We start from the raw sequence: 14,247 nt of genomic DNA on the forward strand, positions 1-14,247 counted from the left end.
TCTCACCAGCCATGTCGCGCACGAAAGCTGGCTCTCCCCACGATCCGCGAGGAAAGGAACGCTTCAACGAGGAGCGGGCGACCTATACCGTCGCCAGCGCGCAGCCCGATCTGGAAACCGGCATCGCCGCGATCCGCGACACGGTGAAGACGCTGAAGCCGCGGCCGGGCGTCTACCGGATGCTCGATGCGCGCGGCGACGTGCTCTACGTCGGCAAGGCGCGCAGCCTCAAGGCGCGGGTGGCGAACTACACGCAGGTGAAAAGCCTCTCGAACCGGCTCCAGCGGATGGTCAGCCAGTGCCGCCGGATGGAGATCGTGGTCACCAATTCGGAAGCCGAGGCGCTGCTGCTCGAAGCGCAGCTGATCAAGCGCTACCGCCCGCCGTTCAACGTGCTGCTGCGGGACGACAAGAGCTTTCCGTTCATCCTGCTGCGGGCGGACCACAAGTTTCCGCGCATCCAGAAACATCGCGGCGCGCGGCGGGCGAAGGGCAACTACTACGGTCCCTTCGCCAGCGCGGGGAGCGTCAACAAGACGCTGAATGCGCTGCAGAAGCTGTTTCTCCTGAGAAGCTGCACCGACAGCTTCTTCAACAATCGCGACCGGCCCTGCCTGCTCTACCAGATCAAGCGGTGCTCGGCGCCCTGTACCGGGCGGATCGACAAGGCGGGGTACGAGAGCCTAGTGCGCGAGGCGAAAGACTTCCTCGGCGGCAAGTCCTCCGCGGTGCAGGCGCAAATCGAGAAACAGATGGCGAAGGCGGCGGCAGATCTCGATTTCGAGACGGCGGCGATCCTGCGCGATCGCCTGCGCGCGGCGACCTTCATCCAGGGGAGCCAGGCGATCAACGCGAGCGGCGTCGGCGATGCGGACGTCTTCGCGCTGTCCGCCAAGGGCGGGCAGATGGGCGTGCAGGCATTCTTCATCCGCGGCGGGCAGAACTGGGGCCACCGGGCATTCTTCCCGAAGAACACCAACGACCTGGCCGAAGACGAGGTGCTCGCCGACGTGCTTCTGCAATTCTACGAGGAAGTGCCGCCGCCGCGCACCATCCTCGTCGATCGCGAATTGCCGGAACAGGAGCTGATCGCGGAAGCGCTTGCCGAAAAGGCCGGCCATGTCGTCGCCATCTCGATCCCGCAGCGCGGCACCAGGCGCAAGCTCATGCAGCAGGCGCAGCGCAACGCCGTGGAATCGCTGGAACGGCGGCTGGCGGAAAGCGGCACGAAGGCCAAGACCCTGCGCGAACTGGCCGAATTCCTCGAGCTGGACGAAGTGCCGCAGCGGATCGAGGTTTACGACAACAGCCATATCCAGGGAGCGAAGGCAGTGGGCGCGATGGTGGTCGCCAGCCCGGAAGGGTTCGAGAAGGGCCAGTATCGCAAGTTCAACATCAAGAGCGCGAAGACCAACGACGACTTCGGCATGATGCGCGAGGTCATGGCGCGCCGGTTCCGCAACCTCGCCGAAGATCCCGACGGCGAGCAGGGCCGGGCGAACAGCCACGAAACGGTCTGGCCCGACCTCGTCCTTATCGATGGCGGCAAGGGACAGATGTCGAGCGTGCGCGATACGCTCGCCGAAATGGGCATCGAGAACGTGCCTCTGATCGCCATCGCCAAGGGGCCGCATCACGGGCGGGAAGGGCGCGAGGTCTTCCACTTCCCCGACGGTCGCGAGAAGACGCTGCCGGTCAATTCGCCGCTGCTCTTCTACCTCCAGACGCTACGCGACGAGGTCCACCGCTATGCCATCGGCGCACACCGGGCGAAGCGCAGCCGTGCGATCACCGCCTCGCCGCTGGACGAAATCCCGGGCATCGGGCCGAGCCGCAAGCGCGCGCTGCTGCTGCATTTCGGAACGGCGAGCAAGGTCCGCGCCGCCGCACTGGACGACCTGAAGCGCGCGCCCGGCATCAGCGAAGGCGTGGCGCAGCAGATCTACGATTTCTACCACGCTGGCGGGTGAACGCGCGAACGTCCGCGAAATATTTGATAACGGACGTTTGTAAAAGTTCAGAAAGTATTCTCGCTCTCCCGTTGTATTCGCGGCCCCTCGTCGCCATCTTATAGTCAGCTACCAGTCGCGATAGACGGTCACCGCTTCCCCAATTGGAAGTCTTTTCCTTCAGTTCCGCTTCTTAGTCGCAGCTAGGTCAATTCTGGCGCGCTGCACACATGTTCGAAGGAATGACAAATGACACATTTTGGCAAGATCAAGAGCTATGACAGCAGCGCCGGTACCGGCGCGATCACTCCCGAAAAGGGCGGCGATGCTCTGCGTTTCAAGAAGGCGGACCTGCAGCAGGAAGGCCAGATGCCGAAGGTCGACCAGCGTTTCAGCTATGAAACCAGCGAAGTCGATGGCGGCAAGAAGCACGCCGTGAATCTGCAGCACCAGCAGGGCGACGGCGAAAAGCAGAACGAGCAGGCCGCCAAGCAGCAGGGCTGATCTTTGATCGATCGCTGGGCCGGGGGCGAGAGCTTCCGGCCCACGCGCGCACCACCTAGCCGGGATTACGATCATGCCGATGAACAAGTTCCTGTTCGACCACCAGCTTGCCGCCATGAAAGCGGACCGCTCCGGTTCGGCCGAAGAGCGCGTAGCGGCTGCGGATATGGTGGGCGGACGTGCGAAGCAACTCGCCGAGTGGCGGAAGGCGAACGGCCTGTCCGACCGGGGCTGGCCAACCGACGAACGAACACCATCCGAGGAACAGTGAAATGAGCACTTCTTCAATCGCGGGGAAACCCGGTAAGCCGGCGGTCGGTGAGTGGGAAAGCGAGGGCGGATCGCTCAGACCACGCGCTGCGGACCCGCTTCCGGAAGGGATCACGGCAGAGACGGTGGTTCGCTACCGCGTGGGCCCTTATTGCTATAGCAGGCTGGAAGACGCCTTGGCGGAGCATTCGCGTCGGTCCTGAGCGGAACCGCTGTGGCACCGTTTGGCCTGCAAACCTCTGCGATCGGCAGTGCTTGCAGGAGCGGCAAAGATCCGCGTGTCACCCAATAGCGGACTTTCCGGCGCAGAAATCAGCCAACGTCCGCTAACGACCCATTTCGGACGTTTCCATGATTCGCAAAACAACATAGATTAGGACTGTGATCTTACGTTTGCTCGTTTTGCCAGCATCGGGCTATTACCGGGATGCGTCACAGTTCCGTCGTCTCTGGCTCTATCACCGATAGAAATGGAAGCGATCTGTGAAATGACCGCCGAGGCTGAATGGCAGCCGTTCGGGACCGTCTCTTGGGAAGAAAATCCCGAAAGAACGGCTGGTCTAAACGCCATTGTCGGCGATGACGAGTTTAAGGCGCTGCCAGCCCAAATCCGTTGCCCAAGAGGGCGGGTCACGCTTCATCACTCCAATGGCATTCCTTTCGACGAATTCTGGATTTCGTCGGACGGGAGACAAGCAGCTATGTCCGGAGGCTGGCTCGGTGGCGAGTTGCTCGGTGGCGGCGGGGTATGCTATTTTTCGAGAATAGAGAGCAAGTGGGTCCGACAAGGCTGTCTCTCCACTTGGGCGGTATGATAAGGCGACTGCTTTTTGAGGCTTCCTTGACTAAAAGCCGACCGTCACAAAACCACCCAATTGCAGACATTCGAACCTGATCGCACTTGCCGCCTGCACGCTGCCTACTTCACCCGCTCCAGTTTGAGGTCGTGGAAGTCGTAGCTGAAGTCCGTCAGTTCCGAGATCGCCTTCATCGTCATGCCCGTGACCTTGCCGTCCTGCACCACGAAGTCGACGAATGCATCGGCCTTCAGCGAACTGTCCGGCCAGAAGGCAGCGAAGCGATCGCCCTGGTAATGCGTCAGGTCGCCGTCGAGGATCTGGCTGCGCCCCATGTCGATGAACAGGCCGCCTGCATCGTTCATGCGAATGCGCACATCGCCGTACCAAGGATCGCGATAGGTCCCGACATAGGCCGATAGTGGCAGGCTGGGCGCGGCCCGGCCTTCGGGCTGCGGAGCGGCGCTGTCGGCAAGCAGCTTGGTACCTTCGGCCTCGGCCTTGGCGAAAGCTCCGCCCCAGTCGCCGATGAAATCGTTCTCCGGGTGGCCGAGCATGGCGCTGGCGACATGGAAATTGAAGGTCGACGGTGCCCCGCGATAGTCGTTGGTCGCGCTGAAAAGCACCAGCTTTTCCTCCGGCAAGATCATGAAGTTGCTGACAACACCCGGTGCCCCGCCGCCGTGGCTGACCAGCAGCTTGCCGAGGAAGTCCTGCGTGCTCCAGCCCAGCGCATAGGCCGAGATATGCGATGCGCCCGCCCGCTTCAGCCCGCCGCTGACGCTGGTCGGGGTGACGCCCTTCCAGACTTCGGCCACCTGCTTTTCACTGAGCAGCCGCTTGCCGTCCGCCGTCACGCCGCCGTCGAGCCAGAACTGGCCCCATTTCATCATCCCGTCGGTGTTGCACCAGATGCCGCCGGCCGCGTTCCAAGTCGTCGAGAAGGCAAGCTCCTCGCCCACCGGCACGCCGGCGTCGGCTCCTGCCGCGCGCTCGTGTCCCGTGACATAAGGAACGCCTGCGGCAATCCTGCTCTTGTCCGCGGCGCAGGGCTGCATCCCGACCGGAACCAGGATCTCGTCGGTTACGAAATCCGCCCAGCTCTTGCCGGAAACGCGCTCCACGATCTCGCCCGCGACGATGTAGAGCAGGTTGTCGTAGGCGTATTCGGCGCGGAAGCCGCTGGTCGGCCGCAGATAGGGCAGCGCCTTGATGACGTCTTCGGGTTCGGCATCGCCGTCCGGCCAGATCAGCAGGTCGCCGGCGCCGAGCGGCAGGCCCGACCGGTGCGTCAACGCGTCGCGCACGGTGAAATGCTCGCTCACCCACGGGTCCCACATGCGGAATTCGGGAATGTAGGTCTGCACCGGCGCGTCCCAGTCGACCTTGCCCTGGTCGACCAGCATGGCGAGCGCGGTGGTGGTGAAGGCCTTGGAAATGCTCGCGATCGGGAACAGCATGTCCTGCGTGACCGGGCGGGTGGTCCCTTCCTCGGCCAGGCCGGTCGCCCCCTGGTAGACGATCGCGCCGTCCCTTGAGACCGCGGCGACGAAGCCGGTCGTATCGAAGGCTTCGCTCGTACGGGCGAGGGCGGCGTCGTAATCCGTAGCGGCTGCAGCCTGAGCGGCGATCGGCGCGGACTGGACCGGAGTTTCTGCCTGTGCGTGCGCGCACGCGCCGAGCGAGGTCGAGACGAGCAGCAGCGCTGCGGTGCGGGCGAGGATCATGCGGGAAGTCTCCTGTTTCGGGCAGTCTGCTACGCTGCCGGAACCCCGCTCTGCAACAGGCAATAGCAGCGGTGTCAGCCGGTTTGCCGCAGCATCGCGCGCTCGACCCAGGTCGCGTGGGTGCCCGAACAGATCTTGTGCGGCAGCGCGAGGCGGCAGACCGGGCCCTTCGCGATGTCACCGGCATCCAGGATCGCGCATTCGCTGGCGTTGCGGTTCTCGTCGATCAGGAAGGTGACGAGATAGGCTGCATCCTCCTGCGTCGCGCCCTTCTTCGGAATGACCGGGGTTTCGCTGGCATACACGCCGTCGGGCAGCGTGTAGACCTGTTCCTCGCCGGTCTGCGTGTCGTGCCGGACGTAGCCGTTGAACAGGAACCAGCCGGGTTTCGTTGTGGTCGACCAGACATAGCGCGATGGCTTCATCGCGTAGTCCGGATTGATCGTGCCGAATTCCACGATGCGGTCCGAGAGACGCTCTTCCCTCGTTTTGCCGCTGGCGAGGTCGAAGCGCCAGCGGTGAAGCCGGCAGCCGAAGCTGTGCTCGTCCACATAGGCCATCATGTGCGCATACTGGCCGAACTCCTCGAGCGGCTCCGGCATCGGGTTCGTCTGGTGATATCCCTCGAGCACGATTTCCCCGTCCTCCTCCCACGCATTCGTCCAGTGGAGAACGAAAGTCGGCTCGGCCTCGAACCAGCGGATGTCCTCCGGCTGCCCATGGCGCGGGATCAGCGCAAAACGCGTCGGAAGGCCTTCGTGCAGCCGCGCGGCGTGGATGTCGCGCCCGAGCAGCTTCTCGTCCCAGAATAGCGGCATGTCGTTGAGGATCGACCAGTTCTTCGTGATCGCCATGTCGTGCGGCAGGCGCGGACCGGGGAGCGCGACGGGAATGTAATGGGCCAGCTTTCCGGCGCGGTCGACGACGCCGTAATGCATGAAAGGCGCGTGCTTCGAATAGTTGAAGAACATCAGCTCGCCGGTCTCTTCGTCGACCTTGGGATGGGCCGACACGCCGTCCAGCGGCCCCCACGGCGCCTTGCCGAGATTCTCCAGCGTTTCAGGATCGACCATCCACGCTTCGCCGCACTGGTAGAAGGTCGCGTAGGCTACGCCGGCGTGGACGATGATGTCGGTGCTCCCGGTGTCCTTGAGGCCGCCGTGAGCGCCGAAACCGGGTCGCTTCGATGTGCCCGCCGGGTCCATCAATCCGCCCCACAGCGAACCGCCCGCGATCTGTTCGGCCTCGAAGCAATAGGTCCGCACGTAGCGATTGCGATAGCTCGCCTTGCCGCCCGAGATGCTGACCTGATGGATCATGGCATCGCCATCGAAAGGATGGTGGCGCCCGAGCGGCTGGTGAACCTGGTTCTCCGTGTTGCGGAGGTATACGCCGTCGATATCGCGCGGGATCTCCCCCGCGATCACCTCGAGCTCATCGACGTCCACTTCCTCGTGGCAAGGTGTCCAGGCACCCGAAAGATAGGGGTGGTTGGACGGTTCGAGCGTGTGGCGCAGCGGCGGCTGGCGGGTGATCTGCATCGGCGTTCCCTCTCGATGGGAGAGGGTAGCGCGAGAGATGGCGGACGCAAGCCTGCTGGCTGCTCACTCCTTGTCGGAAAAGCCGATCTTTACATGCGTGCCGTCGCAGAACGGCTTGTTGCCGCTTGCCCCGCACCGGCAGAGCGCCATGCGGCTGCGCCGTTCGTACTCCTTCCCGTCGGCGGAGATGAGGCGAATGCCCCCCTCGACGTAGAGCGGGCCGGAACATTGTTCGGCCGGGTCCTGCGTGGTGCTGATCTGCTGTTCGCGCGGCGCTTCGATCGGCTCGCCCGTGGCAGTGTCGATCGCCACGAGGCGCCCTGAGACGCAGTCCTTGATCTGGTCGAGAAAGATCGCCGCGACTTCGGGATCGTCGGTCTTCTCGACTTCGTCCCAGACCGTCTGGTGTGTGTCGCAGAAGCGGGCGAGGGCGCACAGGTCTTCCTGGTCCATCAGCTTGAAACGGGGCCCGTCGAGCACCTTGGCCTGCTCGGCATAGGGCTTCATGCTGGCCGTTTCGAGCCCTTCGAACCCCTCGTCGGCGTGGCTGTTGTCGCAGTAAGGCTTGTTTGCCGACTGCCCACAGCGGCACAGCGCGTATTTCTTCTTCGCGGGATAGGTCTTGGTCGGCTGCCACTCGATGCTTTCGCCGGTCTCGTTGACCGCGATGCTCTGCTCGCGAAGCGGGATGGAGCCGGTGACGACATAGGGGCCGTCTTCGGTGATGCTGATGCTGCGTTCGTCTGCCATGTCCTTGAAACATCGGACAAGGGCAGGCGGTTCCGCGCGTCAGTTTTTCGGCTTCTTCACCCGCTTGCGCATCATGCCTTCCTGGGCGACGCTGGCGACGAGTTCGCCCTGCTGGTTGAAGATCCGGCCGCGATTGAAGCCGCGGCCGCCGCCGCTCCACGGGCTGTCCGTGGCATACAGCAGCCACTCGTCGGCCCGCGCTTCGCGATGGAACCAGAGGGCGTGGTCGAGACTGGCGCCGACCAGTTCGCCGCGCATCCACGAGAGGCCGTGCGGCAGGGCACTGGTCCCGAGCAGGGTGAAGTCGCTGGCGTAGGCGATGACCGCGCGGTGCAATGCCGGATCGTCGGGCAGGGGGGCGACCGCGCGAAACCAGCTGTAGGCTTCCGGCTCGCTCGGTTCGCTGTTCATCCAGTGCAACCGTCCGGCAGTGCGGATCTCGATCGGGCGAGGGCGCGTGACCGTCGCCTTCTGCGCTGCGCCCATCCGGTCACCTGCACGTTCGACGATCTTCTGGCGCACCTGAGCATCCGATTCCAGCGCGTCGGGCCCGGGCACGTCGGGCATCTCGTACTCGTCGTGTTCAAGGCCAGGTTCGGGGGTCTGGAAGCTGGCGGTCAGGTTGAGGATCGGCCGCTTGCTGCCATCGGCATCGAGCTGGCTGGCGACGACCCGACGGTTGGCGAAGCTGCGACCGTCGAAATCGGTCGCGACGTCGTAGGTGATCTCCGGCCCTTCTTCGCCGCCGCGCAGGAAATAGGCGTGGAGCGAGTGCGCCGTCTTGCTGTCACCGACGCTGACCTGCGCCGCCTGCAAGGCCTGGGCGATGACCTGTCCGCCAAAAACCCTGCCGATCCCGTCCTTCTGGGGCTTGCCGACGAACTTGGCCTCGTCCGTGCGTTCTACGGTCAGGAGATCGACGAGATGGTCGACCAGTTTTTCGGGAGGGATGCTGTCGCTCATGGCGCACGGCCATGCGTCACCCTTACGCAAACGTCAATCAAGAGCACGTGTTGTGCGGGAAAGGAAAAGAAAACCCCGCCCGGATCACTCCGGACGGGGTTTCCCTTTCGATGAGGGCAGCTTCAGCCCGCGGCAAGCGCCGCGAGCAGCAGCAGCGCCACGATGTTGGTGATCTTGATCATCGGGTTGACGGCCGGACCGGCGGTGTCCTTGTACGGATCGCCGACCGTGTCGCCCGTCACCGCGGCGTGGTGGGCGTCCGAGCCCTTGCCGCCGTGATTGCCATCCTCGATGTACTTCTTCGCATTGTCCCATGCGCCGCCGCCGGCGGTCATGGAAAGCGCCACGAAGAGACCGCCGACGATGACGCCGAGCAGCAGTGCGCCGAGCGCCGCGAAGCCGTTTTCCTGGCCCGCGATCAGCGTGATGACGAAGTAGACCACGATCGGGGCCAGCACCGGCAGCAGCGACGGAACGATCATTTCCTTGATCGCCGCCTTGGTGACCAGGTCGACCGTGCGCGCGTAGTCGGGCTTCTCGGAATAATCCATGATGCCCGGCTTTTCCTTGAACTGCGCTCGCACGTCCTTGACCACGTCGCCAGCCGCGCGTCCCACCGCCGTCATGCCCATCGCACCGAACAGGTACGGGAGCAGCGCGCCGAGCAGCAGCCCGACAATGACGTATGGGTTCTCGAGGCTGAAATCGACGTCCGCGTTCGGGAAGAACTCGGCAAGGTCGGTGGTGTAGGCGGCGAACAGGACCAGCGCGGCAAGGCCCGCCGATCCGATCGCATAACCCTTGGTAACCGCCTTGGTCGTGTTGCCGACGGCGTCGAGAAGGTCGGTCTTCTCGCGAACGCTCTCGTCGAGACCCGCCATCTCCGCGATGCCGCCCGCATTGTCGGTCACCGGGCCGTAGGCGTCGAGCGCCACGACCACGCCGGCCAGCGCGAGCATCGAGGTCGCGGCATAAGCGATCCCGATGAGACCTGCGAACTGGAAGGCGATGATGATGCCGCCAACGATGACCAGCGTGGGCAGGGCGGTTGCCTCGAGCGAGATCGCCAGACCCTGGATGACGTTGGTGCCGTGACCGGTTTCCGAAGCCTTCGCGATCGAACGCACCGGACGATACTTCGTGCCGGTGTAGTACTCGGTGATCAGGATGATCAGGAAGGTGATCGCAAGGCCGAGCACGGAGCACCAGAACAGGTCCCAGCCGTTGAAGCTCATGACCTGTTCGGTCATGCCTTCTTCGGACAGCGGGGCGCCCGGATCGACGCCAGCCGGTGCCCCGCCGATGACGGTGTCGATACCGATGGCATAATCGGTCACGAACCAGATCAGCGGGATCGAGAGCAGCGCCGTCAGGATGAAGCCCTTGTACATCGCGCCCATGACATTGGTGCTGCCCTTGCCGAGCTTCACCGCATAGGTACCGATGATCGAGGTGACGATGCACGCGCCGCCGATCAGCAACGGCAATGCCATCATCGGCATCAGCAGTTCGCCGAGACGTTCCCCGAACAGCAGTGCGGTCAGCACCATCGTTGCACCGACGGTGACGACGTAGGTTTCGAACAGGTCGGCAGCCATGCCGGCGCAGTCGCCCACGTTATCGCCCACGTTGTCGGCGATCACGGCGGGGTTGCGCGGATCGTCTTCGGGGATGCCCGCCTCGACCTTGCCGACGAGGTCGGCGCCGACGTCGGCCGCCTTGGTGAAGATGCCGCCGCCGAGACGCGCGAAGATCGAGATCAGCGAAGCGCCGAAGGCGAGGCCGACAAGACCGTCGATGACGTGGCGATCGTTCGGGGCGTAGCCCGCGGGGCCGGTCAGGTACCAGAAGAACACTGCGATCGCGAGCAGGGCAAGGCCGGCCACCAGCATGCCGGTGATGGCGCCTGCACGAAAGGCGATCGTCAGCCCCTGCTGCAACCCGCTTTGCGCGGCAGCCGCGGTGCGCACATTGGAGCGGACCGAGATGTTCATGCCGATGAAGCCGGCAACGCCCGACAGGACTGCGCCGATCAGGAATCCGATAGTCGGGATGATGCCGAGAAACACGAACACCAGCGCCGCGACGACGACGCCGACGATGCCGATGGTGGTGTACTGGCGGCTGAGGTAGGCTTGCGCGCCTTCCTGGATGGCCGCGGCGATTTCCTGCATTTTCTCGTTCCCGGCGCCTGCGCCGAGAACCTGGCGGCTAGTCACGAAGCCGTACACGACGGCTAGCAATCCCAGCACGATGGATATGAGAACAAGGTCCACGAAAGACTCCCCTCCTGATGTGGATATTCAAGCCCGTGTCGAATGCCGGGCCGTTGGGGCAGGGGGCTATCGTGCCACGGCAGGCGAGGCAAGGGGGTAAAGTGAGAGCAAATCGCGGATGTCGGCGGTTTTCCGCAGGCTCCGGCGGCTATCCGTGCTGATAGCCGATGCTGTCCAAGGGCGTGAGGATTTTCCCGTCCAAGCGCAGCGGGGAGAGATCGGCATTGCTCACCATGCCTATGCGCGTCGCCGGAACAGGCAGCCGGGTCCGCGGATCGGCTGTGAACAGCAACTGGTAATCGTCGCCCCAGCGCATGCATTCTCCCCTGCGCGAGGGATCGGCCACCGATACGCGCGCGCTGTCGATCTCGAAAGCGATGCCATCGCCCGCGCTCGCCATCCGCCAGCAATCGAGCAACAGCCCGTCGGATATGTCCATCATCGCCGTGACGTGCGGCGCCAGCGCCCTGCCTTCGGCGAGGAGCGGCGCGGGTCGGCGGTAGGCCGTGCTGTCCTTCGCATTGCCATCGCGCAGGGCTTCGAATCCCAACATGGCCGCACCGACCGGACCTGTGACGTAGATCGCGTCACCGCTACGGGCACCCCTGCGGGCCGGGACCGGCCTGTGGGTCGCACGACCGATGGCGGTGCAGCCGAGCGTCCGCGCGCCGTCGCCTGCCACCGTATCCCCGCCTAGCAGTTTCACACCGTAATGGGTCAGCACCTCGTGCAAGCCTTCGAGGAAGCGATCGTCCCCGTCACCGAGCGTATGCCCCAGCAATATGCCGACGGGCTCGGCACCCTTCGCCGCAAGGTCGGACAGGTTGACCGCCACGAGCTTCCACGCGATGTCCGCCATGTCCTGCCCGGGCAGCCAGTGCCGCCCTTCGATCATGGCATCATGCGTCAGGATCAGCGTCTCGTCGCCGATTTCCAGGATCGCGGCATCGTCACGAAGTCCGCGCGCGCCCGCGTGGAGCGGCAGGGTGCGCAGCGCCGCGATGAATGCGCCTTCGTCGATCAGCGCACCTGTTTCGACACCGCGTCGAGCACGCCATTGACGAACTTGGCCTCGCGGTCGTCGAAGAAGGCCTTGGCGACGTCGACGTACTCGCTGATCACCGTGCCGATCGGGACGTCGGGGCGGGCGACCAGTTCGTAGGTTCCGGCCCGCAGGACCTGCAGCATCGTCTTGTCGAGCCGCGAGATCTTCCATCCGTCGGCGAGCTTGCCGGAAATGATCTCGTCAAGCTCGTCGCGCCGGGCATCGACACCGCCGACCACGTCGTCGAAGAAATCGATCTCGGCATCGGCGTAATGCTCGTCCTCGATCACCTGACCAAGCCGGTGCTGGTGAAACTCGTTGAGCAGGCGCGCCAGCGCGGTCTTCTCCATCGACTGCTGGTACAGCGCCTGGACGGCGGCGAGCCGGGCAGCGGAGCGGGCCTGGGCGCGCGGGGAAGGCGAAGGTCTGGTCACTTGAGGCGTTCCTCGATCGAGCGGGCGTGGGCCGGAAGCCCTTCGGCATGGGCGAGCGCGGCCGCAGCCGGGCCGATCGCGCCGAGACCGGCATCGCCGACCTCGATGAAACTCGTGCGCTTCATGAAATCGAGCACCGACAGCCCGCTGCTGAAGCGAGCGCGCCGCCCGGTGGGTAGCACGTGATTGGGCCCGGCGACGTAGTCTCCCACGGCCTCCGGCGTCATCCGGCCGAGGAAAACGCTGCCGGCATGCTTGATGCGCCCGAACAGCGGCTCGGGATCCGCGACAGCCAGCTCGACATGCTCGGCGGCGAGCCGGTTGGCGAGCGGCACCGCATCGTTCAGGTCATCGACGATGATCATTGCGCCATGGGCGTCGATGCTTGCCCGGGCGGTCTTCGCGGTGGAAAGCTGCGCGCATTGCAGGTCGATGCAGTCACCGACCTGCATCGCGAATTCCTCGTCGTCCGTAATGAGGATCGATTGCGAGGACGGGTCGTGCTCCGCCTGGCTGAGCAGGTCGGCGGCGATCCAGTCGGGATCGTTCTGCCCGTCGGCGATCACCAGGATCTCGCTTGGCCCGGCGACCATGTCGATGCCGACCACGCCGTAAAGCTGACGCTTGGCTTCTGCGACCCAGGCATTGCCGGGACCGGTGACGACGTCGACCGGCCGGATCGTGTTCGTGCCGTAGGCGAGCGCGGCCACGGCGTGCGCACCGCCGATGCGCCAGATCTCGTCGACCCCGGCGATATGAGCCGCGGCCAGCACCAGCGGATTGCTTTCGCCCTTGCGGGTCGGCGTGACGACCGCAATCCGCTCGACCCCCGCAACCTTGGCGGGGATGGCGTTCATCAGCAGGGAAGAGGGATAGGCGGCGCGCCCGCCGGGCACGTAGAGGCCGGCAGCTTCGACCGCGTTCCACCGCGCGCCAAGCCGAATTCCGGCATCGTCGCGATAGTCGCGATCCGTCGGCAGCTGCGCTTCGTGATAGGCGCGGATGCGGCTGGCCGCGAGTTCCAGCGCGTCGCGCAGGTCGGTCTCCAGCGCGTCGTAGGCGGCCTTGCATTCATCGAGCGAAATCGACCAGCCGTCGCCGCCATCGGGCGCGAGGCGGTGGTCGTCGAAGCGCATCGAATAGTCGACCAGTGCCTTGTCGCCGCGTGCGCGGACCTCGGCAATGATCCCCGCGACATCGCGGGCGACGCCCGGATCGCTGTCGCGACGCGAGTTGACGAGCTTCCTGAACTTGGCTTCGAAGCCCTCGTCTTTGGCGCGCAGGATCTGCATCAGGCGGCCTGCCGCCTGGCTGCGTCGGCACGGAATGCCTCGACCAGTTCGCCGACGCGCGGATCGGTCTTGAGCGCCGCGCGATTGACGATCAGGCGCGCGGAGATGTCGAGAATGCGCGACGTTTCGACCAGGCCGTTGTCCCTGAGGGTCTGTCCGGTCGAGACGAGGTCGACGATCCGGCCCGACAGCCCGAGGCTGGGAGCCAGCTCCATCGCGCCGTTCAGCTTGACGCATTCGGCCTGGATGCCGCGTTCCTCGAAATGGCGGCGGGTCAGGTTGGGATATTTGGTCGCGACGCGCAGGTGGCTCGCGCCGTCGATCGCATCCGCGCCCTGCGCCGGCTCGGCGACCGACAGGCGGCAATGACCGATGTCGAGATCGACCGGGGCGTAGAGGTCCGAATAGTCGAATTCCTCGACTACGTCGGAACCGACGATGCCGATCTGGGCCGCGCCGTGCGCGACGAAAGTGGCGACGTCGAATGCCCGCACCCGGATAATCCGCATGTCGGCGCGGTTCGTGCCGAAGGAGAGGGCGCGGTTGGACTTGTCGTGGAAACCGGCTTCGGGTTCGATACCGGCGCGCGCCATCACCGGCAGCGCCTCGTCCAGAATGCGGCCCTTGGGAACGGCGAAGGTCAATTGCTTTGCGCTCATTGCGCCGCGCATCTAGGTGCTGAGGGCGGAAAGGGCAACG

At 64.8% G+C, this 14,247-nt stretch carries 12 protein-coding genes; 3 read left to right on the forward strand and 9 right to left on the reverse strand.

What is annotated here, in order from left to right; all coding sequences use genetic code 11:
* Nucleotides 1-11 precede the first annotated feature (11 nt).
* The 3 genes from uvrC (at nt 12) to GRI48_RS11025 (ending at nt 2,724) form a co-directional block, all read left to right on the forward strand.
* Nucleotides 12-1,970 carry an excinuclease ABC subunit UvrC gene (gene uvrC, locus GRI48_RS11015; RefSeq protein ID WP_160675933.1) on the forward strand — a complete coding sequence of 653 codons (1,959 nt, stop codon included), beginning with the start codon at nt 12-14 and terminating at the stop codon, nt 1,968-1,970.
* A 228-nt stretch (nt 1,971-2,198) separates the two neighbouring features.
* Nucleotides 2,199-2,453, forward strand: coding sequence for a cold-shock protein (locus tag GRI48_RS11020; RefSeq protein WP_160675936.1), 255 nt, complete (start codon nt 2,199-2,201; stop codon nt 2,451-2,453).
* A gap of 73 nt (nt 2,454-2,526) precedes the next feature.
* Nucleotides 2,527-2,724 carry a hypothetical protein gene (locus tag GRI48_RS11025; protein ID WP_237451912.1) on the forward strand — a complete coding sequence of 66 codons (198 nt, stop codon included), beginning with the start codon at nt 2,527-2,529 and terminating at the stop codon, nt 2,722-2,724.
* Between the two features lie 918 nt (nt 2,725-3,642).
* Here GRI48_RS11025 and GRI48_RS11030 read toward each other — a convergent pair.
* From GRI48_RS11030 to hisG, 9 genes are all read right to left on the reverse strand, one after another.
* Nucleotides 3,643-5,247 carry a serine hydrolase gene (locus tag GRI48_RS11030; protein ID WP_160675939.1) on the reverse strand — a complete coding sequence of 535 codons (1,605 nt, stop codon included), beginning with the start codon at nt 5,245-5,247 and terminating at the stop codon, nt 3,643-3,645.
* A gap of 74 nt (nt 5,248-5,321) precedes the next feature.
* Nucleotides 5,322-6,788, reverse strand: coding sequence for a carotenoid oxygenase family protein (locus GRI48_RS11035; protein WP_160675942.1), 1,467 nt, complete (start codon nt 6,786-6,788; stop codon nt 5,322-5,324).
* A 63-nt stretch (nt 6,789-6,851) separates the two neighbouring features.
* On the reverse strand, nt 6,852-7,538 hold the full coding sequence (locus GRI48_RS11040; RefSeq protein ID WP_202389320.1) for a CDGSH iron-sulfur domain-containing protein: 687 nt from the start codon (nt 7,536-7,538) through the stop codon (nt 6,852-6,854).
* 39 nt (nt 7,539-7,577) lie between these two features.
* Nucleotides 7,578-8,501, reverse strand: coding sequence for an acyl-CoA thioesterase (locus GRI48_RS11045; protein WP_160675945.1), 924 nt, complete (start codon nt 8,499-8,501; stop codon nt 7,578-7,580).
* Between the two features lie 122 nt (nt 8,502-8,623).
* The gene (locus GRI48_RS11050) at nt 8,624-10,777 is read right to left on the reverse strand and encodes a sodium-translocating pyrophosphatase (RefSeq protein ID WP_160675948.1); all 2,154 of its coding nucleotides are present in this window, start codon (nt 10,775-10,777) and stop codon (nt 8,624-8,626) included.
* A gap of 148 nt (nt 10,778-10,925) precedes the next feature.
* Nucleotides 10,926-11,801: a thiamine-phosphate kinase gene (gene thiL, locus GRI48_RS11055; RefSeq protein WP_160676390.1), complete on the reverse strand. Its 876-nt coding sequence runs from the start codon at nt 11,799-11,801 to the stop codon at nt 10,926-10,928.
* Nucleotides 11,798-12,256 (reverse strand): transcription antitermination factor NusB, encoded by a 459-nt coding sequence (gene nusB / locus GRI48_RS11060; RefSeq protein ID WP_160675951.1) that lies wholly within the window; start codon nt 12,254-12,256, stop codon nt 11,798-11,800. The genes thiL and nusB overlap by 4 nt, the downstream gene beginning before the upstream one ends.
* On the reverse strand, nt 12,253-13,548 hold the full coding sequence (gene hisD / locus GRI48_RS11065) for a histidinol dehydrogenase (protein ID WP_160675954.1): 1,296 nt from the start codon (nt 13,546-13,548) through the stop codon (nt 12,253-12,255). The genes nusB and hisD overlap by 4 nt, the downstream gene beginning before the upstream one ends.
* A complete protein-coding gene (gene hisG, locus GRI48_RS11070) occupies nt 13,548-14,207 on the reverse strand; it encodes an ATP phosphoribosyltransferase (RefSeq protein WP_160675956.1) in 660 nt (219 codons plus the stop codon). The genes hisD and hisG overlap by 1 nt, the downstream gene beginning before the upstream one ends.
* Nucleotides 14,208-14,247 lie beyond the last annotated feature (40 nt).

The sequence above is a fragment of the Qipengyuania oceanensis genome, from assembly GCF_009827535.1.
In the GTDB taxonomy this organism is placed as follows: Bacteria; Pseudomonadota; Alphaproteobacteria; order Sphingomonadales; family Sphingomonadaceae; genus Qipengyuania_C; species Qipengyuania_C oceanensis.